This is a genomic window from Kitasatospora sp. NPDC058170, from assembly GCF_042883905.1.
Lineage (GTDB): Bacteria > Actinomycetota > Actinomycetes > Streptomycetales > Streptomycetaceae > Kitasatospora.
Genome location: NZ_JBHVUV010000001.1, coordinates 184,475 through 207,672, shown reverse-complemented (window position 1 = coordinate 207,672; position 23,198 = coordinate 184,475). Strand labels below are relative to the sequence as shown.

The window sequence follows — 23,198 nt, the reverse complement described above, 5'->3', positions numbered from 1 at the left end:
GGTGTCCATGACGCTAGTGAGTTAGAGCGCACTCCAAGCAAGCCTCCCACCCGGGTGCTCCCGGCATCCGGCTCCGGGCCCCGGTTAGAGTCGGGCCCATGCAGAGCTTGCGGATGATCGAGAACTGGCCGGTGCCGAACGCCGCGGTGGCCGTCGTACGGGGTGCGGACGGCGCGCTGCTGGGCGGGCACGGGCCGCAGCAGCACCTCTTCCCGCTGGCGTCGGTGACCAAGCTGCTCACCTCGTACGCCGTGCTGGTCGCCGTCGAGGAGGGCGTGTTCGAGCTGGACTCCCCGGCCGGGCCCGCCGGTTCGACCGTCCGGCACCTGCTGGCGCACACCTCGGGGCTGGCCTTCGACGAGCACCGGGTGATGGCCGAGCCGGGCAACCGCCGGCTGTACTCCAACGCCGGGTTCGACGTGCTGGCGCAGACCCTGGCGCAGACCTCCGGCATCGAGTTCGGCCGGTACGCCGCCGAGGCGGTGTTCGAGCCGCTGGGCATGCGCTCGACGCTGATCAACACCGCGCACAAGTCCCCGGCCGGGGCCGGCGGCCTGTCCACGGCGGCGGACCTCGCGCTGTTCGCGGCCGAGCTGCAGTCGCCCAAGCTGCTGGACCCGTCCACCCTGCGGGCCGCCACCCGCGAGGTGGCCTTCCCCGGCACCAGCGGCGTACTGCCGGGCTTCGGCCACCGCCGGCCGAACGACTGGGGCCTCGGCTTCGAGATCCGCGACGGCAAGGCACCGCACTGGACGGGCACCACCAGCTCGCCCGCGACCTTCGGCCACTTCGGCCAGTCCGGCACCTTCCTCTGGGTGGACCCGGAGGCGGGCGCGGCCTGTGTCGCGCTCACCGACCGGGACTTCGGCCCGTGGGCGGCCGAGGTCTGGCCCGTGCTCACCGACGCCGTGCTGGCCGAACTTCGGGGCTGAGGCCGCCCGGTACGGCCCGGTCGGGCGGCTCAGCCGTACGAGAGCGGCGAGTGCATCTCCCAGAGCAGCAGCTCGGCGCCCGCCTCCCCGGCCGTCGGGTCGGCGAAGGCCCCGCCGGTGATCCGCACGCTGTCGCCGGGCACCATCGAGCGACCGCCGCCCTGCGGGCCCGGGACGGTGCGGTAGCCGAGCGATCCCGCCGTCAGGTGCGCGTACCGCCAGGCGGCGGCGGGCGGTTGCGGCAGCGGCTGCCAGGGGCCCGCGGTGGCCAGCCAGAGCGCCGTGTCGCGCCGCCGCAGCCGCAGGGCGTCCGTCCCGGCGTCCCGGGCCAGGCCGGAGGCGAGCAGCGTCAACCCGTCGGCGGCGGGCTCCACCCGGCGCAGCCCGTACGCCGGGGCCGCGTCGAACACGTCCGGCTGGAGCCACATCTGAACGAAGCGCACCGGGCCGTCGGCACCGCCGACGTTGCGCTCGGTGTGGGTGACGCCGGAGCCGGAACTCAGGTGCTGGAGCATGCCGGGCCGGACCACGCCGCTGTGGCCCTGCGAGTCGCGGTGGGCGAGCGCGCCCTCCAGCACCCAGGTGAGGATCTCGGTGTCGCGGTGCTTGTGCTCGGCGAACCCCGCACCGGGCGCGAGCAGTTCCTCGTTGCAGGCGAGCAGCGCGCCGAAGTGGGTGTTCCTCGGGTCGTAGTGGCCCGCGAAGGAGAACGCGTGTCTGGTCTCGATGCCCTCGTCCGGGGTGGAGAGGTAGCGCTCGGCGGCACGGCGCAGGTCGGCGCGGGGGCGGGCGGGGGCGTCGGTCACGGGCCCACGGTAGCGGGTGTGACCACTGCCACCGTGTCCGTGAACCGGGGGTTGTGCACGAGCAGTCACTCCGGTGAGGCAGTCTTGTCCTTGTGCCAGCCGCCTCCGCGAACTCCAAGAGCGATCCCACCGCCAAGCCCGACAAGAGCGGGAAGAGCCCGACGCCCGGGGCCGGGCGAGACCGGCCGGGCCGCGCGGCGCCCCGGCTGACGGCCCAGGAGCGCAGACTCGCCGCCGATCGGGCCGAGCGCCGGGCCGCCACCCTGAAGCGGCTGGAGAAGTCCTCGGGCAAGCTGGCCACGGCCGCGATCGCGCGGATGGACGACCAGCTCGGCTGGTACCGGCGGATGCCGCCGGAGCACCGCTCCTGGATCGGCCTGGTCGCCCAGGCCGGTATCGCCGCCTTCACCGAGTGGTACCGCCGCCCGGACGCCCCGCAGGCGATCTCCACCGATGTCTTCGGCACCGCCCCGCGCGAGCTGACCAGGGCCATCACCCTGCGCCAGACCGTCGAGCTGATCCGCACCACGATCGAGGTGATGGAGGAGGCCATCGAGGAGGTGGCCGCCCCCGGCGACGAGGCGGACATGCGCGAGTCCGTCCTGGTCTACGCCCGGGAGATCGCCTTCGCGACCGCCCAGGTGTACGCACAGGCGGCCGAGGCGCGCGGCGCCTGGGACGCCCGGCTGGAGGCCCTGGTCGTCAACTCGCTGCTCTCCGGCGACGCCGACGAGGGCGTGCTGTCCCGGGCCGCGGCGCTCGGCTGGGGCCAGCCGAGCCAGGTGCGGGTGGTGATGGGCAGCGCCCCGGACGGGGACAGCGAGCTGGTGGTGGAGGCGATCCGCCGGGCCGCCCGGTACGCCAAGCTGCACGTGCTGACCGGGGTGCTGGGCAAGCGCCTGGTGGTGGTGGTCGGCGGCGACAAGGAGCCGGTGCACGCGGCCCGCGCGCTGATCGGCCAGTTCGCGCCCGGCCCGGTGGTGGTCGGCCCGACCGTGCCCGACCTGCTGTCGGCGACCCGCTCGGCGCACGCCGCGGCCGCGGGCCTGCGGGCCTGCGCGGCCTGGCCGGACGCGCCGCGCCCGGTGCTGGCCGACGATCTGCTGCCCGAACGCGCGCTCGCCGGGGACCAGGCGGCCCGCCGCCAGCTGGTGGAGGAGATCTACACACCGCTGGACGAGGCGGGTTCGGCACTCCTGGAGACCTTGAGTGTCTATCTGGAGCAGGCCTCCTCCCTGGAGGGCGCTGCCAGAATGCTCTTCGTCCACCCCAACACTGTGCGCTACCGGCTCCGACGTGTGACAGACGTCACGGGCTACGCTCCTTCGGACGTGCGTTCGGCGTTCACCCTGCGTATCGCACTGGCGCTGGGCCGACTCGCGGCGACCGGGGAGCAGAACTGACCAGGCTGTAGGGAACTTACAATCCCCGATGCTTTTCTTCGTTACCGTCGCCTACCCGCCCCCGGGCGCCTGGCGAGAGAGGGTTGAACCGTGCTCGTAATCGTCGCCCCTGGACAGGGTGCCCAGACCCCCGGTTTCCTCAGCCCCTGGCTGGAGCTCGACGGTGTCGCCGACCGGCTTCGCGGCTGGTCGGAGGTCGCCGGGCTCGACCTGGTGCACGCCGGTACCGAGGCGTCCGCCGAGGACATCAAGGACACCGCCGTCGCCCAGCCGCTGCTGGTCGCGGCCGGCCTGGTCACCGCCCGCGCGCTCTTCCCCGACGAGGACCGCGCCCGTGAGCTGGTCGGCGCCGTGGCCGGCCACAGCGTCGGCGAGATCACCGCCGCCGCCGGCGCCGGGGTGCTCACCGCCCATGACGCGCTGACCTTCGTCCGCGAGCGCAGCCTGGCGATGGCCGAGGCCGCCGCCGCCACCGAGACCGGCATGGTCGCCGTCCTCGGCGGCGAGCCGGAGGTCGTCGCGGCCAAGCTCGCCGAGCACGGCCTGACCGCGGCCAACAACAACGGCGGCGGCCAGATCGTGGCGGCCGGCACGCTGGCCCAGCTGGAGGCCCTCAAGGCCGACCCGCCGACCGGTGCGCGGCTGATCGCGCTCAAGGTCGCCGGCGCGTTCCACACCGACCACATGGCCCCGGGCGTCGAGCGGCTGGCCAAGCTGGCCCCGACCCTGCCGGTCGCGGACCCGAAGGTCGCGTACGTCTCCAACCGGGACGGCGCGGTCGTGGCCTCCGGCGCCGAGGTGCTCGACCGCCTCGTCTCCCAGGTGTCCAACCCGGTCCGCTGGGATCTCTGCATGGAGACCCTCCGGGAGCTGGGTGCGACCGCCGTCATCGAGCTCGCTCCCGCGGGCACCCTCACCGGACTGGTCAAGCGCAACCTCAAGGGTGTGGCGACGCTTGCCCTCAAGACCCCCGCCGATCTGGACAAGGCCCGCGCACTCGTGGCGGAGCACGGCGGTAAGGATCAGGAGACCAAGGCATGAGTGTGCCCCAGATCAAGCCGGTCACCGGCTCCCAGTACTCGCGCATCCACGGCGTCGGCGGCTACCGCCCGGTCCGGGTGATCCCCAACGCCGAGGTGCTGAACTGGATCGACTCCTCGGACGAGTGGATCCGCACCCGCAGCGGCATCGCCGAGCGTCGCTGGGCCGGTCCCGAGGAGAGCGTCGCCGAGATGTCGGTGCAGGCCTCCGGCAAGGCGATCGCCCAGGCCGGGATCACCCCGGACCAGATCGGCGGCGTGATCGTCGCGACCGTCTCGCACCTCAAGCAGACCCCGGCCATCGCCACCGAGATCGCCGAGCGGCTCGGCTGCGGCACCGCCCCGGCCTTCGACATCTCGGCCGCCTGCGCCGGGTTCGGCTACGGCCTGAGCCTGGCCGACGGCATGGTCCGCGGCGGCAGCGCCGAGTACGTCCTGGTGATCGGTGTCGAGCGGCTCAGCGACCTGACCGACCAGTCGGACCGCTCGACCGCCTTCATCTTCGGCGACGGCGCCGGCGCCGCGATCGTCGGCCCGTCCGACACGCCCGGCATCGGCAAGGTCGTCTGGGGTTCGGACGGCTCCCAGAAGGACGTCATCTCGCAGACCGAGGCCTGGGACACCGCCTTCGCGAAGGAGGACGCCGTCAACGGCGTCGGCGCGGAGACCAGGTGGCCGGCCCTGCGCATGGAGGGCCAGGCGGTCTTCCGCTGGGCCGTCTGGGAGATGGCCAAGGTGGCCCAGCAGGCGCTGGACGCCGCCGGGGTCACCGCCGACCAGCTCGGCGCGTTCATCCCCCACCAGGCGAACATGCGCATCACCGATGCCATGATCAAGAAGCTTCAGCTGCCCGACTCGGTGCCGGTCGCCCGCGACATCACCGAGACGGGGAACACGTCCGCGGCGTCCATCCCGCTGGCGATGGAGCGCATGCTGGAGAGCGGCGAGGCCCGAAGTGGCGACCTCGCGCTGATCATCGGGTTCGGGGCGGGTCTGGTCTACGCGGCCGCAGTCGTTACGCTCCCCTAGGCGCGTTTCGCCCCATCCCATCCACAAGCCTGCGTCCGTCCGCCGGACGGCCGCATTCAACACCGAAGAGGAGCAGCCAGTATGGCTACCAAGGACGAGGTCCTGGAAGGTCTCGCTGAGATCGTCAACGAGATCGCCGGCATCCCGGCCGAGGACGTCGAGGTCGACAAGTCCTTCACCGACGACCTTGACGTCGACTCGCTCTCCATGGTCGAGGTCGTCGTGGCCGCCGAGGAGCGCTTCGACGTGAAGATCCCGGACGACGAGGTCAAGAACCTCAAGACCGTCGGCGACGCGGTGGACTACATCCTCGCCAACGCCTGAGCGATCACCCCGCTCGATGCCTGACCGTCGGCCGGCCCCGTGCCGACCGGCGTTCCGGCCGGGGCGCCCCACCGGGCGCCCCGGCCGGGCCCCACCTCCGGCTCGCCGCCGAACCGCACACGTGAGAGAAGAAGATCCAGTGACCGCTGAAAACCGTACCGTGGTCGTCACGGGTATCGGCGCCTTCACGCCGCTGGGCGGCGACGCCGCCACCACCTGGGAGAACCTGGTCGCCGGGCAGTCGGGAGTCGCCGTGCTGACCGACGAGTGGGCCGCCGACCTGCCCGTCCGGATCGGCGCGCGCGTCGCGATCGAGCCGGGCGAGATCCTGCCCCGCCCGCTGGCCCGCCGGCTGGACCGCTCGGCGCAGTTCGCGCTGATCGCCGCCCGCGAGGCCTGGGCCGACGCCGGGTACGAGACCCCGGCCACCGACAACTCCTCCAAGCTCGCCCCCGAGCGCCTGGGCGCCGTGGTCGCCTCCGGCATCGGCGGCGTGAGCACCCTGCTCGACCAGTACGACATCCTGCGGGAGAAGGGCGCCCGCAAGGTCTCCCCGCACACCGTCCCGATGCTGATGCCCAACTCCCCGGCGGCCAACGTCGGCCTGGAGGTCGGCGCCCGCGCGGGTGTGCACACCCCCGTCTCCGCCTGCGCCTCCGGCGCCGAGGCGATCGGCTACGCGATCGAGATGATCCGCACCGGCCGCGCCGACGTCGTGGTGGCCGGCGGCACCGAGGCCGCGATGCACCCGCTGCCGATCGCCGCGTTCGCCAACATGATGGCGATGTCCAAGAAGAACGACGAGCCGCAGACCGCCTCGCGCCCGTACGACAAGGGCCGGGACGGCTTCGTGCTGGGCGAGGGCGCCGGCATCGTCGTGTTGGAGTCGATCGAGCACGCCGAGGCGCGCGGGGCCCGGATCTACTGCGAGGCCGTGGGCCAGGGCCTGTCCTCGGACGCCCACCACATCGCCCAGCCCGAGCCCACCGGCGCCGGCGTGGCCCGGGCGCTCGCCGACCTGTTCGAGCGCAACGACATCTCCAAGGCCGAGATCGTGCACGTCAACGCGCACGCCACCTCGACCCCGCAGGGCGACACCGCCGAGCTGAAGGCGCTGCGCCGGGAGCTGGGCGACGACCTGGACCACATCGCCATCTCGGCGACCAAGTCGATGACCGGCCACCTGCTGGGCGGCGCGGGCGGCATCGAGACCGTCGCCACCGTGCTGGCGCTGTACCACCGGATCGCCCCGCCGACCATCAACGTCGACGAGCTGGACGACGACGTGGACGCGGACATCGTGCGCGACGTGGCCCGTCCGCTGCCCGAGGGCCGGATCGCGGCGCTGAACAACTCGTTCGGCTTCGGCGGCCACAACGTGGTGCTGGCCTTCCGCAGCGTCTGACCGGACCGCACGAAGGGGCCGGCCGCTCGTACCGAGCGGCCGGCCCCTTCGTCGTACCCGCGGTCTCAGACCACCTGGTGCAGCCAGCGCACCGGGGCGCCCTCGCCGGCGTAGCGGAACGGCTCCAGCTCGTCGTCCCAGGGTTTGCCGAGCAGCCGGGAGATCTCCGCCTCCAGGTCGGCGCCCTCGCTGCGGGAGCGCAGCAGGACGGCGCGCAGCCGGTCCTCGGGGATCAGGATGTCCCCGTGGATGCCCGTGACGGCATGGAAGATGCCGAGTGTGGGCGTGCTGCTGTACCGCTCGCCCTCCGCCGTGGCGCAGGGCTCGCTGGTGACCTCGTAGCGCATCAGCTGCCAGCCGCGCAGCGCGGAGGCGAGCTTCGAGGCCGTACCGGGCTCACCCTGCCAGGAGAGCTCGGCGCGCCAGTGTCCGGGTGCGGCCGGCTGGCGGATCCAGTCCAGGCTCACCCGCACACCGAGCACTCCCGCGACGGCCCACTCGACGTGCGGGCACAGCGCGCGGGGCGCGGAGTGGACGTACAGGACTCCACGTGTCGTCACCGGGACCTCCAGGCTGTGGACGAGGGTCGCCTTCCCCAGCTGCCTCGTGTCAGTGCCTGTAGTTGATCCACAGTTACCCACGTTAGCCGACATTAAGCCACTAAATTGAGCAAAACGGACAGGCTTTCGCTCAATGCTAGTCGAATCCTCAACGAGGTCCACCCCTCGGTGGGATCTCTCCCCCGAACGGCCCCATACGAGGCGCAACCACCGTACCGCGCCTCCCCGCACCGCGGCTGACGCACTTTCGGATCCGGCCGGAATGCGGTAGTGCGGCCCGATCCCCAGCGCCCGGTACGCAAACCGCCCCGCACGCCCGGGCGGGGCGGCGGGGCGACCGAGAGGCCTAGGGTCCTGATTCGGCGTCATCCGTCGAGGCGGACGACCATCTTGCCGGTGTTGACGCCGCGCAGCAGGTCCAGGAAGGCCTGCACGGTGCGCTCGAAGCCGTCCACGACGGTCTCCTCGTTGCGCAGCGAGCCGTCCTGCAGCCAGCCGCCGACCTCGGCGACGAACTGCGGCTGCAGGGCGGCGTGGTCGCCCACCAGCACGCCCTCCAGGCGCAGCCGCTTGCCGATCACCAGCGCCAGGTTGCGCGGGCCCACCGGGGCGGAGGTCTCGTTGTACTGGGCGATCGCGCCGCACAGCACGGCCCGGCCGTGCGGGTTGAGCGCGCCGATCGCGGCCTCCAGGTGGTCGCCGCCGACGTTGTCGAAGTACACGTCGATGCCGTCCGGGGCGGCCTTGGCGAGCTGCTCGGCGACCGGGCCGTCCTTGTAGTTGAAGGCGGCGTCGAAGCCGTACTCGTCGACCAGCTTGGCGACCTTGTCCGCACTGCCGGCCGAGCCGACGACCAGCGCCGCGCCCTTGAGCCGGGCGATCTGGCCGACCATCGAGCCGACCGCGCCAGCCGCGCCGGAGACGAAGACCCTGTCACCCTCCTTGAGGCCGGCGACGGCCAGCAGGCCGGCATAGGCGGTCAGGCCGGTCATGCCGAGCACGCCGAGGTAGGCGGACAGCGGCACGGACGGGTCGACCTTCACCGCGCGCCGGGCGTCCACGGTGGCGTACTCGCGCCAGCCGAGCCCGTGCAGCACCGCGTCGCCCGGCGCGAAGCCCTCGGCCCCGGAGGCGACGACGTAGCCGACGGCGCCGCCGTCCATCGCCTCGCCCAGCTGGAACGGCGGGATGTAGGACTTCACGTCGTTCATCCGGCCACGCATGTACGGGTCGACCGAGAGGTACGCGTTGCGGACCAGGATCTCGCCCGGGCCGGGGGTGCGGACCGGCGCCTCGACCAGCGCGAAGTCGGCGGGGACGGGCCAGCCCTGCGGGCGGGCGGCCAGGTGCCATTCGCGGGCGGTGGCGGGCGCTGCCTGGTCTGCCATGAGTGGTACTCCCTGCTTGCATGAAAGGTTGACTTACTGAAGTAACGATGGGCATGAAAGGTTCATGTTGTCAAATGTTCAGGTAGACTCCGAGGCATGGACACCCAGCCGACCGGGGCCGCCACGCCGCAGTCCGACGAGATCACCCGCGAGGTCGTCGACCTCATGGCCAATCTGGTCGGGCTCTTCCATCGCGAGTACGAGGAGGCCGCGGCCGCCCGCTCGCTCACCGGCGCGCAGGCCAAGGTGCTCGCCCTGCTGCGGCGCGGGCCGATGCCGATGCGCCACATCGCACAGACGCTGAGCTGCGAGCCGTCCAACATCACCGGGATCGTCGACCGCCTGGAGTCGCGCGGCTTCGTGACCCGCGAGGCCGACCGGCAGGACCGCCGGGTGAAGCTGGTCGCCGCCACCGACACCGGCGCGGCCGCCTCCGAGGAGCTGCGCGAGTCGCTCAACTTCGCCCGCGAGCCGCTGGCCGCCCTCGACGCCGAGGAGCGCACCGCCCTGCGGGACCTGCTGCGCCGGATGCTGTCCGGCGCCTCCGGACCGGGGGCCTGACCAGGGCGCCCGATCCGGGCACCCCCGGGCACCGGCGTGAGCAGCATCACAGTCGGAATGCCTGATCCGGGCCATATTCGTCGGCCATCGGATGTAACCGAACACTTCCCCGAAACGTCTAACGTTCGAGTACTCGGCACCGGCCTGTCCAGGCCGGTCGCCGCACGCACCGACACGAGAAGACGGGGGCCCGGGGACGATGAGCAGCAGCTCGCGCAGGCGGCGCATCGTACGAACCGCCGTAGGGCTTGCCGCCGTCCTGGTGCTGTCCATCGCGGGCGCCGGGGCCTGGTTCTACCACCGGCTCGACAGCAACATCACCACCTTCGACCCGGGCGGCGTGGCCACCACCCGCCCGCCGGCGCCCGTCCCGGTCACGCCCGGCGCCTCCGTCCCGGTCAACGTCCTGCTGCTCGGCTCGGACACCCGGGACGACGGCAACGCCGACCTCGGCGGCGGCGACGAGGGCGTGGGCCACTCCGACACCGCGATCCTGCTGCACATCTACGCCGACCACAAGCACGCCGTCGGCGTCTCCATACCCCGGGACACCCTGGTGACCATCCCGTCCTGCAAGCTGCCGAGCGGCCGCTGGACGGAACCGCGGACGAACCAGATGTTCAACTCGGCCTTCACCGTCGGCGAGTTCCCCAAGGGCAACCCGGCCTGCACGCAGAACACCGTCGAGGCGCTGACCGGGCTGCGGATCGACCACACCATCGTGGTCGACTTCAAGGGCGTCGCGGCGATGACCGAGGCCATCAACGGCGTGGACATCTGCGTCCCCAACGACGTCAACTCGCACAACATCAAGCTCAGGAAGGGGCTGCAGAAGATCGCCGGCCAGCCGGCCGTGGACTACCTGCGGGCCCGCTACGGCTTCGGCGACAACTCCGACATCGGACGGATGAAGCGCCAGCAGGCCTTCCTCTCCTCGATGATCAAGAAGATCCAGGGCCTCGGGTTCTCACTGCCCACCCTGCTCCCGCTGGCCGACGCCGCCACCCGCTCGCTCACCGTCGACGAGAACCTCGGCACCGCGCTGAAGCTGGTGGACTTCGCCCAGTCGCTGCAGAGCATCAAGCTCTCCGACATCACCTTCGTCACCACGCCCTGGCGCTTCGCCGGCGACCGGGTCGCCCTGGTCCACCCCGACGTGGACACGCTGTGGAGGCTGCTGCGCGAGGACCGCACCCTGGACGGCCAGAGCACCGGCCAGACCGAGGGCACCCCCGCCGCCACCGCCACGCCGACCGCCGCCGCGCCCTCCCCCACCGCGCTGACGCCCGAGCAGGCCGCCGCGCCCGTCGTGGTGGTCAACGGGGTCGGCACCTCCGGCCTGGCCGGCAAGGCCGCGGAGACGATCCGGGCCAAGGGCTTCCAGAACGTCGTCCTGGGCGCCGTCGACGGCGGGCGGCTGCGGACCGAGATCGCCTACGGCCCCGCGCTGAAGAGCGTCGCCGAGCAGCTGGCCCCGCTCTTCCCGCAGGCGCGGCTGGTCGAGGAGCCGGGCTCGGAGGACGTCACCGTCACCCTCGGCCGGGACTACCACCCGACCGCCGCCACCGGCCTCGACTCCCTCGGCGCCGCCCCCGGCGCCACCGTCCCCACCCCCGGCGCCGCCCCGACCGCGGGTGCCACGCCGACGCCCAGCGGCGTCCCCACCGGCATCGCCGAGAACTCCCGCAACGCCGACACCGACCCCTGCGCCAACCTCACCTTCGGCTAGTGCCGCACTAGGTCCTGTCCGGCCGATCGCGCGCCCCGCGCGGTCGGCCGGGGCGTGCGGACGGACCCTACGGTGCCGAGCCCTCGTCCGACGGGTCCGGCAGACCGGTGACGACCGCGGTCAGCCTGGTCCCCGGCGGGAAGGCGCCGGCCGCGGCCAGCCCGTGCACGGCGGCGAGGAGCTTCGCCACGTAGCGCCGCTCCAGCGCGACGCCGTGCCGCCGCTCGAAGTCCTCCGCGAAGGCGGCCAGCGCGGCCGGGACCCGACCGTAGCCGCCGCCGTGGTGGTCGTGGTCGATCCGCCAGTTGTCGAACTCGCGCCCGTACGCGGCCCTGTGCAGCCGCGTCACCTCGTCCTCCAGGTAGCCCTGGCCGCCGCGCAGCACGGCCACGCCCAGCGCCCGCGCCCCCGGCGGCAGTCCGGCCGCGATGCCCGCGAGCGTGCCGCCGGTGCCGACCGGGCAGCAGACCACGTCCCGCTCGCCGAGGTCGGGCAGCTCCGCCGGGATCTGCGCCGCACCGACCGCCGCGAGCGCGTTGGAACCGCCCTCCGGCAGCACCAGGCACGGGCCCCAGCGCCGCTGCAGCTCCGCCTCGGCCGTACCCCCGGACGCCCCGGACGCCCCGCGGCCGGTCGCCTCCCGGTACGCCGACCGCGGCAGGAACGCCAGCTCCATCCCCGCCGCCTCGGCCGCCCGCAGCGACCAGTTGCGCGGGGCCCCGGCCAACTCCTCGCCCCGGACCAGCCCGACGCTCTCCAGCCCGAGCGCCCGGGCCGCCACGGCCACCGCCCGCAGGTGCGTGGAGTACGCCCCGCCGAAGGTCAGCAGCCTGGTGTGCCCCTGCTCGACGGCCGCCGACAGATTGGGGCCGAGCTTGCGCCACTTGTTCCCCGGCACGCTCGGGTGCAGCAGGTCGTCCCGCTTGAGCCTCAGCTCCACCCCGGTACGCGCCAGCGCCTCGTCGGTGCAGTCGATCAGCGGGGTCGGCGACAGGGCGGGTTCGAGCATCGGGTCAGGATACGGAACGCCGAGCGGTCCGCTCCCCCGGGCGGCCCGTTCGCCCCCGCGCCGCCGCCCCGGCCGCCGGATGTCCCCACAGCGGGTGAACCACGGCGTGGCACGTTCGGGATCCGGCCACTCCTGCTCTACAGTTCCACTGGTGACCGCAGGGGTGTTTCCCCAGGTCAGAACCCACGTGGACCGGAGGCCCGCAGAACGGCGGGCGGATGGTGTGGGGCGGGTGGGACTCGAACCCACGACCAAGGGATTATGAGTCCCCTGCTCTAACCGGCTGAGCTACCGCCCCGGTTCGCCGTGCGCGCCGGTCACCCGGTCGCGGCAGCAGCAGACGGCCCCGAAAGGCCGTCCCGGGCAGCATAGCCGGTCGGTCAGCCGTGGTGCGCGCCGGGGGCGCACATGGGTACGCAGGCCATCGCGCCTCCCCGGACGGCGCAGGCCCGCTGGCGGGCGGCCAGGGGCGCCGGGAGCCTGGGCGGATGACGGTACGTGAGCTGGCCGCGGTCGGCGCCGCCCTGCTGGCCCTGGCGGCCGCGGGCTGCACCACCGCCGCGGGCCCCGGCGGCAGCACCCCGACGGTGAGCTCGCACCCGCCCTCGACACCCGCCGCCGACAGCCACGGCTGGAGCAGGGACCGGCTGCGCGGCGCCGTCGCCCGGCACACCGGCGTCACCCGCACCGCCAAGCCCAGCGTGCTCAACGGACTGGTCGGCGCCGTCTTCACCCGCAACGCGGACGGCGACCACTTCTGCACCGCCAGCGTGGTCGACAGCGCCGGGCTCAACCTGGTCATCACCGCCGCGCACTGCGTCTGGGACCCGAAGCTCGGCCAGCGCGGCGACCTGGTCTTCGTGCCCGGTTACCGGGACGGCGACGCCCCGAGCGGTGTCTGGCCGCTGCTGGCGGTCACCGTCGACCAGGCCTGGAAGGACGGCGCCGACCCGGACGTGGACGTCGCCTTCGCGGTCGTCCAGGCGCAGAACGGCCAACAGGTGCAGCAGGTGCTCGGCGCGAACCGGCTGGGCATCGACCGCGGCTACCGGCTGCCGGTGAAGGTGACCGGCTACCCCGGCAGCAGCGACGTGCCGATCACCTGCAGCAACACCACCAGCGAGCAGAGCCCGACCCAGTTGCGGATCGACTGCCCGGACTACACCGGCGGCACCAGCGGCAGCCCCTGGGTGACCGACTTCGACCCGGCCTCCAGGACCGGCACCGTGGTCGGCGTGATCGGCGGCTACCAGGAGGGCGGCGACAGCCCCGACACCTCGTACAGCAGCTACTTCGGGGGCCGCGTCCAGGCCCTCTACGACCGGGCCACGGGCTGACCGGGCCGGGGGTGGCGCCGCCGGGCGCGGCCTGATAGATCTTCCTCACGAACGGCGGTACGCACGACCCGCAGTGCCCGCCCCGAGGACGAGACGGAGCCCCCGATGGCCTCCCGCCCGGTACGGCCCATGCGCGCGGGCCAGGCGGTCGCGCTGGCGGCCCTGCTGCTCGCCGCCGGCACCGCCTGCGGCGACGGGGCGGAGCCGGCCGCGACCGCCGAGGTGGCGGCGCAGAGCCCGTCGGGCGACCGGGTCGGCACCCTCTCGATCCGCACCGCGCAGGGTCCGCGGGCGTGCACGGCGAGCGTGGTGCACAGCCCGCGGCGCAATCTGCTGGTGACGGCCGCGCACTGCGTGCAGAGCCGCCGGATCGGCCTGCTGGACGGCCTGGTGTTCACCCCCGGCTACCGAAACGGCTACTCGCCCTACGGGAGTTGGCCGGTCCAGTCGATCACCGTCGACCCGCGCTGGGCGGAGGACGACGATCCCGAGTACGACGTGGCCTTCGTCACCGTGCGGCCGGCCGGTGGCCGGGAGGTCGAGGACGCGGTCGGCGGCAACACCCTCGGCACCGGCGAGGGCTTCGGGCTGGCGGTCTCGGTGACGGGCTACCCCAACGAGCGCGACGAGCCGATCACCTGCGCGGCCCGGACCAGCTCGCAGAGCCCCACCCAGGAGCGGTTCGACTGCGGCGGCTACACCGACGGCACCAGCGGGAGCCCGTGGATCACCCAGGGCGGCACGGTGATCGGCGTGATCGGTGGGTACCAGGAGGGCGGGGAGACCCCGGACACCTCGTACAGCGTCGCCTTCGACGACCGGGTCGCCGAGCTGTACCGCCGGGCCACCGCCTAGAGCCGGTCGGTCGGCCGGGCCCGGACGTGGCGTAGGCCACACAACACGAAAGCCCCCCGGTCGTCCGAGGGGCCTTCGCTCTGAGCAGTCACCGGGCGTACCCGGTGAAGCTCCCGCATTTGGACTCGAACCAAAAACCTGCCGGTTAACAGCCGGCTGCTCTGCCAATTGAGCTATGCGGGATCGTGGTACACAACGGCCGTACCACGGACAGGAGAACGGACCCGAAGGACCGCCACCTGAGCTCCCCCAATTGGACTCGAACCAATAACCTGCCGATTAACAGTCGGCTGCTCTGCCAATTGAGCTATGGGGGATCGGCTTCCGCTTCGGCCCCCGGTGACCCGGGCTCCTCGGCGCTCGCTGCGGGACATACATTAGCGCACTCGGGGGGGTGGTCCGCCAATCGCTTTCCCCCGGCCGCCCCCGGCGGCCCCGACCGGCGCGCCCCGCGCGCGCCCGGCGGAGCGCCCGGGGATGCTGGGGGGCACGGACGGTTCGCCGCCCCGAAGGACGGGTAGGGCAATGCGGCAGAGGCCGCCAGGAGAGGGTGGAATCCGATCATGTGGAAGCTGTCGTTGATCGTCGGACTCGCGGCGGGCTACGTGCTGGGCTCGCGGGCCGGGCGCCAGCGCTACGAACAGATCGCCAAGGTCACCCGGCAGGTCGCCCAGAACCCCAAGGTCCAGGGCGCGGCCGGCAAGGCGAAGCAGCAGGCCGGGGCGGTCGCCGGGAAGGCCGCCGGGGCCGTCGCGGACAAGGTCGGCGACAAGCTGCCGCCCGCCGTCACCGACCGGGTGCCGTACTTCAACCGGCCCCGGGTCGAGGACGACGGCTGGGGTACCTTCCGCCCGTGACGGCACGGTGACGGGCGGCCGTCCGCGGGAGTGCCCGGGGCGAAACCGAACGGGCGAACCCGAACGGGCAAAACCTGCCCGGTCCGGACGCGTCCGACCGTGCGCTGAGGCATGATCTCGACATGGCCATCGTCGCGGGGATAGACAGCTCGACCAGCCACACCCGGATCGTCGCGTGCGACACCGAAACCGGTGCGGTGCTGCGGTCCGGCAAGGCACCGCACCCCGCCCCGGAGGGCCCGGACGCCCGGGCCGGCGAGGCCGACCCGCAGATCTGGCTGCACTCGCTCGGCAGTGCGGCCGCCGGCGGCCTGCTGGAGGGTGTCCGGGCGATCGGCGTCAGCGCGCAGCAGCACGGCATGCTCGGCCTGGACGCGGGCGGCGTCCTGGTCCGCCCCGCGATCCTGTGGAACGACCCGCGCTCCAGCGGCGCCGCGGCCGCGCTGCTGGACGCCCTCGGCGGCCCGGCGGCCTGGACCCGGGCGATCGGCGCCGTCCCCGGCCCCACCTACACGATCGCGAAGCTGCGCTGGCTCGCCGAGTTCGAGCCGGCGAACGCCCGCCGGGTGGCCGAGGTGCTGCTGCCGCACGACTGGCTGGTCTGGCAGCTGCTCGGCCACCCAAAGCGGCGCACCACCGACCGGGGCGACGCCTCCGGCACCGGCTACTGGTCGCCGATCACCGGCGAGTACCGCCAGGACCTGGTGGAGCTCGCGCTCGGCCACGAGCTGCGGCTGCCCGAGGTGCTCGCCCCCGCCGAGCCCGCCGGGCACACCCCCGAGGGCCTGCTGATCTCGGCCGGCACCGGCGACAACATGGCGGCCGCGCTCGGCCTCGGCCTCGGGCCGGGCGACGCGGTGGTCTCGCTGGGCAGCTCCGGGACGATCTTCGCCGTGCACGAGCAGGCCGTGGTGGACGCCACCGGACTGGTCTCCTCCTTCGCCGACGCCACCGGCCGGCACCTGCCGATGGTCGCCACCCTGAACGCCGCCCAGGTGCTGCGCTCCACCGCCGCGCTGCTCGGCCGCGACCTGGACGGCCTGAGCGACCTCGCCCTGCAGTCCTCCCCCGGCGCGTACGGGCTGGTGCTGCTGCCCTACCTGGACGGCGAGCGGACGCCCGCGCTGCCGCACGCGGCCGGCACCCTGACCGGGATGCGGGCCGAGTCGATGACCCCTCAGCACCTGGCCCGGGCCGCCGTCGAGGGCATGCTCTGCAACATCGCGGACGCGCTGGACGTGCTGCGCGTCCAGGGCGTCGAGGTGAAGCGGGTCTTCCTGCTGGGCGCCGCCGGGCGGCTCCCGGCCGTCCGGCAGATCGCGCCGCTGCTGTTCGGCGTCCCCGTCGTGGTGCCGCCGCCCGGCGCGCACGCGGCCCGCGGCGCGGCCCGGCAGGCCGCCTGGGCGCTGGCCGGCACCCCCGAACCGCCGCGCTGGCCGCTGCCGGAGGCCGTCACCGTGGCGCCCGACCCGGAGCAGGACCTGCCGCTGGGCTCGGCGGTGCGTCAGCAGTACCGCTCCGCCCGCGAGCAGATCCACCCGGAGAGCGTCTCCTAGGGCGGTGGCAGGCGCGGGCCGCAGCGCGCGGGGGCGGACGCGGTGGAGATGCGGCGCCCGGTGGCCGGTGGCAGCGTGGGAGGCGACGCGGTCACCGGTAGCGAAGGGCGGCAGGACCTCATGGCGCTGCACAAGGGGGCCGGCGACGACCGCCGGCTGACCATCAGTCCGTTCGTCGGCACTGCCGACCCGTTGGGCCCGATGGAGCTGTCGCCGCCGCTGCACCGGCTCGCGGACAATCCCGTCGCGGCCGACACGGCGTACCAGCTGATCCACGACGAGCTGATGCTGGACGGCAACGCCAAGCTCAACCTGGCCACCTTCGTCACCACCTCGATGGAGGCCCAGGCCTCCCGGCTGATGACCGAGTGCCTCGACAAGAACATGATCGACAAGGACGAGTACCCGCAGACCGCCGAGCTGGAGCGGCGCTGCGTGGCGATCCTCGCCGACCTCTGGCACGCCGCCGACCCGGAGAACACGGTCGGCTGCTCCACCACCGGCTCCAGCGAGGCCTGCATGCTGGCCGGCCTCGCCCTCAAGCGCCGCTGGATGAGCCGCAACCCCGAGCGCTACGCGGCCGGTGCCAGGCCCAACCTGGTGATGGGCGTCAACGTGCAGGTCTGCTGGGAGAAGTTCTGCACCTTCTGGGAGGTCGAGGCCCGCACCGCCCCGATGGAGGGCGAGCGGTACCACCTCGGCGCCGAGCAGGCGGTGGCGCTCTGCGACGAGAACACCATCGGCGTGGTCGGCATCCTCGGCTCGACCTTCGACGGCTCGTACGAGCCCGTGGAGGAGATCTGCGCCGCCCTGGACGAGCTCCAGGCCCGTACCGGGCTGGACGTCCCGGTGCACGTGGACGGCGCCTCCGGTGCCATGGTGGCGCCCTTCCTCGACCCCGAGCTGGTCTGGGACTTCCGGCTGCCCCGGGTCGCCTCGATCAACACCTCCGGCCACAAGTTCGGCCTGGTCTACCCGGGCGTCGGCTGGGCGCTCTGGCGCGACCGCGAGGCGCTGCCGGAGGAGCTGGTGTTCCGGGTCAACTACCTCGGCGGCGAGATGCCGACCTTCGCGCTGAACTTCTCCCGGCCCGGCGCCGAGGTGATCGCGCAGTACTACACCTTCGTCCGGCTCGGCCGGGAGGGCTTCCGGGCCGTGCAGGGAGCCTCGCGCGACGTGGCGAAGTACCTGGCCGGGCGGATCGAGGCGCTCGGCTGCTTCCGGATGCTGACCCGGGGTGACGAACTGCCGGTCTTCGCCTTCACCACCACCGATGACGTGCCGTTCGACGTGTTCGACGTCTCGCGCCGGCTGCGCGAACGCGGCTGGCAGGTGCCCGCGTACACCTTCCCCGAGAACCGTCAGGACCTCTCGGTGCTGCGCGTGGTGTGCCGCAACGGCTTCTCACGGGACCTGGCCGACCTGCTGCTCGGCGACCTCGACCGGCTGCTGCCGGAACTGCGGAGCCAGCCCGGTCCGCTGAAGGAGCTCGGGGTGCCGGCCCGGACGGCCTTCCACCACTGACACGGCCCGGACCGGGGCGCGGACGCCCGCGCGCGGAGTGGTCCCGGCGGGGAGGGCGGCATTGGCGCCCTCCCCGCCGCGCGTCCCTCGATTCGAGGCAGCCTCCCCCCGCGAGGCTGCCTCGAACCCGTGGGGGATTCGGGACGTCTGATCGTCGGGCCTGCGAACAGTGCCCGGACGAAGGATCGGGCGGTGAAACGCGCCGACCAGAGAACTGTGCAGTACAGGCACATGCATGTTCGAGCGGCTGGCGGGGTTGTGAGACACTTCCGTCCGTCTCAGAGCCATGACCTGGGGTTTGAGACGGTAGGCCGGTGAGGTTGGAGACGCGGAAACGCCCCCACGGCCCCGGGCCGGTGCACACCTCGGCCCTCCCCGTTCCCCCGTCCGCCGTTTCTCACGTTGGGAAGGCCCCCATGGCATCCGCCTGGAAGCAACTGCCGGACGAGCTGTCCGACCCCGCCAGACGTCTGACGGAGGAGCTCCGCGCCATCAAGGACGCGGCCGGGCTCTCGCTGTCCGAGCTGGCCACCCGGACCCACTACAGCCGGGCCTCCTGGGAGCGCTGGCTGAACGGCAAACGGGTCGTCACCGAGCAGGCGCTGGATGCGCTGATCGGGACGGTGGAGTGCGACGGCCCCACGCTGCGGGCGCTCTGGGCGGAGGCCGCGGCGCCGGAGGGCGTCGAGAAGGCCCCGGCGGAGGCGGCTTCGGAGGCTCCCGTGCTCGCCGAGCCGGCAGCGGCGGAGGCGGACGCGGCGCCTGAGGCGGCTTCGGAGGCCGCGTCGGAGGCGGCAGCCGAGCCGGCACCCGGACCGGCGCCGGCGGTCGGACCGGCGGCCGGCACGTGGTGGCGGCGGCCGCTGGTGCTGGTGACCGCCGCGGTCGCGGTGCTGGCGCTGCTGGTGCTGACCGGAGTCCGGCTCTCGGGCGGCGCCGGAGAGGCCCCGGCCGCCGTCGCGCAGCCCGTCCCGACCCCCACGGCGAGCCAGGCCACCCCCTCCAAGCCCGCGGCGCCGGCCCCGGCGGTACCCGGCTGCCAGGCCATCGGCTGCTCGCACAAGGACCCGAAGACCACCGGCTGCGGCGCCGACGCCCGCACCCTGCAGACCGTCAACATCGGCAAGGTGGTCGTCTACCTGCGCTACAGCCAGAAGTGCCAGGCCGCCTGGGCGGCCATCACCGAGGGCGCGCCGGGCGACACCTCCACCGTCACCACCAGCGCCGGCGAGGTGGAGACCGCCCTGATCCACTGGGGCTACGACAACTACTCGGCGATGGTGAACGCGGCGGACCCGGGCACCACCTTCCAGGTCTGCGGCCACCAGCCGGAGCCGGTCGGCGACGCGTGCACGGTGACCGTCACCGACCTCGCCAACCTGGTGGCCTCCACCCCGATCCCGATCGGCCCGGCCTCCCCGCCGCCGGCCGCGGCCGCTCCCTCGCCCTCGTCCTCCTGAACGGGCTCCGGAGCCAGGACAAGCCCTAGTCGAGGTAGCCGCGCAGCTGTGCGGCGAAGGCGTGGTCGCGGAGCTTGACCAGGGTCTTGGACTCGATCTGGCGGATCCGCTCGCGGGTCACCCCGAACAGGCCGCCGATCTCCTCCAGGGTGCGGGGGCGGCCGTCGTCCAGGCCGTAGCGGAGCTGGACGACCTGGCGCTCGCGCTCGCCGAGGGTGGCCAGCACCGCCTCCAGGTGCTGACGCAGCAGCAGGAAGGTCGCGGACTCGGCGGGTGACGCGGCGTCGGCGTCCTCGATCAGGTCGCCGAGCGCGACGTCGTCCTCCTCCCCCACCGGGGTGTGCAGCGAGATCGGCTCCTGCGCCAGTCTCAGCAGCTCGCGCACCCGTTCCTCGGTGAGCTCCAGGGCGGCGGCGATGTCGGCCGCGCCGGGTTCGATCCCGCGTTCCTGGAGCAGTGAGCGCTGCACCCGGATCACCCGGTTGATCAGCTCGACGACGTGCACCGGCACCCGGATCGTCCGGGCCTGGTCGGCCAGCGCGCGGCTCATCGCCTGCCGGATCCACCAGGTGGCATAGGTGGAGAACTTGTAGCCCCGGGCGTAGTCGAACTTCTCCACCGCCCGGATCAGGCCGAGGTTGCCCTCCTGGACGAGGTCCAGCAGGGTCAGCCCGCGGCCGACGTAGCGCTTGGCGACCGAGACCACCAGCCGCAGGTTGGCCTCGATCAGCCGCCGTTTGGCGATCCGGCCGATCACCACCAGGGTGTCCAGCTCACCGGCCAGCGGGTCGGGCGGGGCCGACGCGCTGTTCAGCTGCTCCTCGGCGAAGAGGCCGGCCTCGATCTGGCGGGCCAGCTCCACCTCCTCGGCGGCGTTGAGCAACCGGATCCGGCCGATCTCGCGCAGGTACTGGCGGAGCATGTCGGCCGCCGGGCCGGTCACCCCGGCGGGTCCGGCGGCCTCGCCGTCCGAGCGGTCCGAGCGGTCCGAGCGGTCAAGGCGGTCCAGGCGGTCCGAGCGGCCCGGGGTGCGAGGGGTGTCCGGGCGGTCGTCGGCACCGTCTGCGGCGCCGGCCTCCTCGGCACCCTCGGCACCCTCGGCGTCCTCGCCGTCCAGGGCTTCGGGGTGGCCGTCCGGGTGGCCCTGCGCGGGCACCCGGGCGCCGTCCGTCGGCGGGGCCTGGGCCCGGCCGTGGTCGTCGTCGCGGTCCTCGGAGGCGCCGGCGGGGGCGTCATCGGAGGCGGGCGGGTCGGTGGTCGGGCGGGCGGTGGTCGGGCGGGCGGTGGCGGCAAGGCCTGGGTCCACGGGCATCCCTCGGGGCGGGCGCGACTCTGGCGGACCCGCGCTGTACGGAGGTGGGACGCCCTCCAGTGTGCGGCACACCACGCTCCGTGGCCGAGACTCGTGCGCGGACTTTCTGCCGACCACCGGCTGCCGCCGGCCCGTCCGGAGGCGGCCGCCCGCCGGGCGGCCGCCTCCGGACGGGCCACGGCCTACAGCCCGGCGGCGCCCCGGCTGCGCAGGCCCTGCCCGTACTGCTGGAGCTGCCACAGCTCGGACTGCACCGCGTGCTGCTCCTCGGCCGAGGCGCGGGTGCCGAGCCGCTGCAGGTGCGCGCGGACCTCGTCGACCCGCCGGTCCACCGCCAGCAGGCGCAGCTTGACCAGGAACTCCCCCGCGTAGACCGCGTCCACCTTGCGGCGTGAGCGCACCGGCTCCACGGTCAGCTCGGTGACCAGGGAGCGCACCTGGTCGTCCGGACAGGCCTCGCGCACCGTGCTGGTGAAGTCGGCCAGCGTGGCCCCGTACGCGGCGCCGCCGGCCTGGCCGATGGCACGGCGCACGGCCTTGTACGGCGGGGTGGGGAACTCGTCCTCGCCGTAGTGGTCGAAGGCCGGGGCGACCAGCTCCGGGTGCTGCAGGGCCAGCTTGAGCAGCTCGCGCTCGACGAACTGGGCCGGGTCGCGCGGGTTGAGCCGGAACACCGGGCGGGCCTGCTGGACGGGCTGGACCGGCTCGGGGCGGCGCTGCTGGGCGGCGCGCGGGTTCTGCTGGCGCTCGCGGTCCCAGCGGGCCAGCTGGGTGATCCGCCGCACGACGAACTGCTCGTCGCCCGGGGTCACCCCCAGCAGTCCGGCCAGGCGGACCGCGTAGCCGTGGCGGACGGACTGGTCCTTGATCCTGGCGACGATCGGCGCCGCGGCCTCCATCGCGGCCGCCTGCCCCTCGGGCGTCTCCACCCGGTGCTGCGCGACCGCCGTCCGGAGCGCGAACTCGAAGAGCGGGACGGAGTTCTCGACCAGCGCGCGGACCGCCTCGTCGCCCTGGGCCAGGCGCAGGTCGCACGGGTCCATTCCGCCGGGGCTGACCGCGATGGAGGTCTTGGCCGCGAACTTCTGGTCGTCCTCGAAGGCCCGGAGCGCGGCCTTCTGGCCGGCCGCGTCGCCGTCGAAGGTGAAGACCGTCTCACCGCGGTACTGGGAGGTGTCCATCAGCAGCCGGCGGATGATCTTGATGTGGTCCTCGGCGAACGCGGTGCCGCAGGTGGCCACCGCCGAGGTGACGCCCGCCAGGTGGCAGGCCATCACGTCGGTGTAGCCCTCGACCACCACGGCCCGGCCCGACTTGGCGATGTCCTTCTTCGCCAGGTCGATGCCGTAGAGCACGTGGGACTTCTTGTAGATCGGCGTCTCGGGGGTGTTGAGGTACTTCGGGCCGTTGTCGTCCTCGCGCAGGCGGCGGGCGCCGAAGCCGACCACCTCGCCCGCGATGTCCCGGATCGGCCAGACCAGCCGGCCCCGGAAGCGGTCGATCAGGCCGCCGCGCTGGCCCTGCGAGGCCAGGCCGCCGAGCAGGATCTCCTTGTCGCTGAAGCCCTTGCCGCGCAGGTAGCGCACCAGGTGCTCCCAGCCGACCGGCGCGTAGCCGACGCCGAAGGTCTGCGCCGCCTGCTCGTCGAAGCCGCGCTCGGCGAGGAAGCGGCGGCCGATCTCCGCCTCCGGCGAGGCCAGCTGCTCCTGGTAGTAGGCGGCCGCCACCTTGTGCGCCTCGACCAGGCGGGTGCGCTCGCCCTGCTGGTGGCGGGGGCTGTAGCCGCCCTCCTCGTAGCGCAGGGTGATGTTGGCCTGGGCGGCCATCCGCTCGACGGCCTCGGCGAAGGTGAAGTGCTCGATCTTCATCAGGAAGGCGATGGTGTCGCCGTTCTCCTGGCAGCCGAAGCAGTGGAAGACGCCCTTGGCGGGGTTCACGTAGAAGGAGGCGGACTTCTCGTCGTGGAACGGGCAGACGCCCTTGTACTCGCCACCGCCACCGTTGGTGAGCTGTACGTAGTCGCCGACCACCACGTCGATGGGCAGTGCGCTGCGCACCGCCTGTACGTCTTCGTCCCTGATCCGCCCGGCCACCCAGGAAGTCTACGGTGC

At 73.4% G+C, this 23,198-nt stretch carries 20 protein-coding genes and 3 tRNA genes; 14 read left to right on the top strand and 9 right to left on the bottom strand.

Annotated elements, in window-relative coordinates; all coding sequences use genetic code 11:
* Positions 1-98: 98 nt before the first annotated feature.
* Positions 99-932: a serine hydrolase domain-containing protein gene (locus tag ACFVVX_RS00935; RefSeq protein ID WP_387939914.1), complete on the top strand. Its 834-nt coding sequence runs from the start codon at positions 99-101 to the stop codon at positions 930-932.
* Between the two features lie 29 nt (positions 933-961).
* On the opposite strand, the gene ACFVVX_RS00930 is transcribed toward ACFVVX_RS00935, so the two are convergent.
* Positions 962-1,738 carry a pirin family protein gene (locus ACFVVX_RS00930; RefSeq protein ID WP_387939912.1) on the bottom strand — a complete coding sequence of 259 codons (777 nt, stop codon included), beginning with the start codon at positions 1,736-1,738 and terminating at the stop codon, positions 962-964.
* Between the two features lie 206 nt (positions 1,739-1,944).
* Here ACFVVX_RS00930 and ACFVVX_RS00925 point away from each other — a divergent pair, with 206 nt between their 5' ends.
* The 5 genes from ACFVVX_RS00925 (at position 1,945) to fabF (ending at position 6,939) form a co-directional block, all read left to right on the top strand.
* Positions 1,945-3,141 (top strand): PucR family transcriptional regulator, encoded by a 1,197-nt coding sequence (locus ACFVVX_RS00925; RefSeq protein WP_387940635.1) that lies wholly within the window; start codon positions 1,945-1,947, stop codon positions 3,139-3,141.
* A gap of 90 nt (positions 3,142-3,231) precedes the next feature.
* The gene (locus ACFVVX_RS00920; protein ID WP_387939910.1) at positions 3,232-4,182 is read left to right on the top strand and encodes an ACP S-malonyltransferase; all 951 of its coding nucleotides are present in this window, start codon (positions 3,232-3,234) and stop codon (positions 4,180-4,182) included.
* Entirely contained in the window at positions 4,179-5,210 is a 1,032-nt protein-coding gene (locus ACFVVX_RS00915; protein ID WP_387939908.1) for a beta-ketoacyl-ACP synthase III, read from the top strand. Before ACFVVX_RS00920 ends, ACFVVX_RS00915 begins: the two co-directional genes overlap by 4 nt.
* 81 nt (positions 5,211-5,291) lie before the next feature.
* Positions 5,292-5,534: an acyl carrier protein gene (locus ACFVVX_RS00910; RefSeq protein WP_387939906.1), complete on the top strand. Its 243-nt coding sequence runs from the start codon at positions 5,292-5,294 to the stop codon at positions 5,532-5,534.
* Positions 5,535-5,673: 139 nt separating this feature from the next.
* Positions 5,674-6,939, top strand: coding sequence for a beta-ketoacyl-ACP synthase II (gene fabF, locus ACFVVX_RS00905; RefSeq protein ID WP_387939904.1), 1,266 nt, complete (start codon positions 5,674-5,676; stop codon positions 6,937-6,939).
* Positions 6,940-7,004: 65 nt separating this feature from the next.
* Here the strand turns inward: fabF and ACFVVX_RS00900 are convergent, their stop codons facing one another.
* Together ACFVVX_RS00900 and ACFVVX_RS00895 are read right to left on the bottom strand one after the other, a co-directional pair.
* Positions 7,005-7,499, bottom strand: a complete 495-nt coding sequence (locus ACFVVX_RS00900; protein WP_387939902.1) for a DUF3145 domain-containing protein — start codon at positions 7,497-7,499, stop codon at positions 7,005-7,007.
* Positions 7,500-7,864: 365 nt separating this feature from the next.
* A complete protein-coding gene (locus tag ACFVVX_RS00895) occupies positions 7,865-8,887 on the bottom strand; it encodes an NADP-dependent oxidoreductase (RefSeq protein ID WP_387939900.1) in 1,023 nt (340 codons plus the stop codon).
* A 96-nt stretch (positions 8,888-8,983) separates the two neighbouring features.
* Between ACFVVX_RS00895 and ACFVVX_RS00890 the strand changes: the two genes are divergently transcribed.
* Together ACFVVX_RS00890 and ACFVVX_RS00885 are read left to right on the top strand one after the other, a co-directional pair.
* A complete protein-coding gene (locus ACFVVX_RS00890) occupies positions 8,984-9,448 on the top strand; it encodes a MarR family winged helix-turn-helix transcriptional regulator (RefSeq protein WP_387939898.1) in 465 nt (154 codons plus the stop codon).
* 199 nt (positions 9,449-9,647) lie between these two features.
* Positions 9,648-11,177 (top strand): LCP family protein, encoded by a 1,530-nt coding sequence (locus tag ACFVVX_RS00885; protein ID WP_387939896.1) that lies wholly within the window; start codon positions 9,648-9,650, stop codon positions 11,175-11,177.
* A gap of 67 nt (positions 11,178-11,244) precedes the next feature.
* Here ACFVVX_RS00885 and ACFVVX_RS00880 read toward each other — a convergent pair whose 3' ends face one another.
* Positions 11,245-12,186 (bottom strand): 1-aminocyclopropane-1-carboxylate deaminase/D-cysteine desulfhydrase, encoded by a 942-nt coding sequence (locus tag ACFVVX_RS00880; protein ID WP_387939894.1) that lies wholly within the window; start codon positions 12,184-12,186, stop codon positions 11,245-11,247.
* Between the two features lie 224 nt (positions 12,187-12,410).
* Positions 12,411-12,484, bottom strand: a tRNA-Ile gene (locus ACFVVX_RS00875).
* Between the two features lie 190 nt (positions 12,485-12,674).
* Between ACFVVX_RS00875 and ACFVVX_RS00870 the strand changes: the two genes are divergently transcribed.
* Together ACFVVX_RS00870 and ACFVVX_RS00865 are read left to right on the top strand one after the other, a co-directional pair.
* Positions 12,675-13,523: a trypsin-like serine peptidase gene (locus ACFVVX_RS00870; RefSeq protein ID WP_387939892.1), complete on the top strand. Its 849-nt coding sequence runs from the start codon at positions 12,675-12,677 to the stop codon at positions 13,521-13,523.
* Between the two features lie 105 nt (positions 13,524-13,628).
* On the top strand, positions 13,629-14,378 hold the full coding sequence (locus tag ACFVVX_RS00865; RefSeq protein ID WP_387939890.1) for a trypsin-like serine peptidase: 750 nt from the start codon (positions 13,629-13,631) through the stop codon (positions 14,376-14,378).
* A 110-nt stretch (positions 14,379-14,488) separates the two neighbouring features.
* Here the strand turns inward: ACFVVX_RS00865 and ACFVVX_RS00860 are convergent.
* Together ACFVVX_RS00860 and ACFVVX_RS00855 are read right to left on the bottom strand one after the other, a co-directional pair.
* Positions 14,489-14,561: transfer RNA gene (locus ACFVVX_RS00860), tRNA-Asn, on the bottom strand.
* Between the two features lie 61 nt (positions 14,562-14,622).
* Positions 14,623-14,695 (bottom strand) — tRNA-Asn (locus tag ACFVVX_RS00855).
* A gap of 243 nt (positions 14,696-14,938) precedes the next feature.
* On the opposite strand from ACFVVX_RS00855, the gene ACFVVX_RS00850 reads away from it, so the two are divergent.
* From ACFVVX_RS00850 to ACFVVX_RS00835, 4 genes are all read left to right on the top strand, one after another.
* Complete coding sequence (locus ACFVVX_RS00850) at positions 14,939-15,235, top strand: hypothetical protein (protein WP_387940633.1); 297 nt, start codon at positions 14,939-14,941, stop codon at positions 15,233-15,235.
* A gap of 122 nt (positions 15,236-15,357) precedes the next feature.
* A complete protein-coding gene (locus tag ACFVVX_RS00845; protein WP_387939888.1) occupies positions 15,358-16,791 on the top strand; it encodes an FGGY family carbohydrate kinase in 1,434 nt (477 codons plus the stop codon).
* Positions 16,792-16,911: 120 nt separating this feature from the next.
* Positions 16,912-18,315, top strand: a complete 1,404-nt coding sequence (locus ACFVVX_RS00840; protein WP_387939886.1) for a glutamate decarboxylase — start codon at positions 16,912-16,914, stop codon at positions 18,313-18,315.
* A gap of 416 nt (positions 18,316-18,731) precedes the next feature.
* Positions 18,732-19,775, top strand: coding sequence for a DUF2690 domain-containing protein (locus ACFVVX_RS00835; protein WP_387939884.1), 1,044 nt, complete (start codon positions 18,732-18,734; stop codon positions 19,773-19,775).
* Positions 19,776-19,800: 25 nt separating this feature from the next.
* Here the strand turns inward: ACFVVX_RS00835 and ACFVVX_RS00830 are convergent, their stop codons facing one another.
* Positions 19,801-21,087 carry an RNA polymerase sigma factor gene (locus ACFVVX_RS00830; protein WP_387939882.1) on the bottom strand — a complete coding sequence of 429 codons (1,287 nt, stop codon included), beginning with the start codon at positions 21,085-21,087 and terminating at the stop codon, positions 19,801-19,803.
* A gap of 182 nt (positions 21,088-21,269) precedes the next feature.
* Positions 21,270-23,180, bottom strand: a complete 1,911-nt coding sequence (gene dnaG, locus ACFVVX_RS00825) for a DNA primase (RefSeq protein ID WP_387939880.1) — start codon at positions 23,178-23,180, stop codon at positions 21,270-21,272.
* Positions 23,181-23,198: the final 18 nt, after the last annotated feature.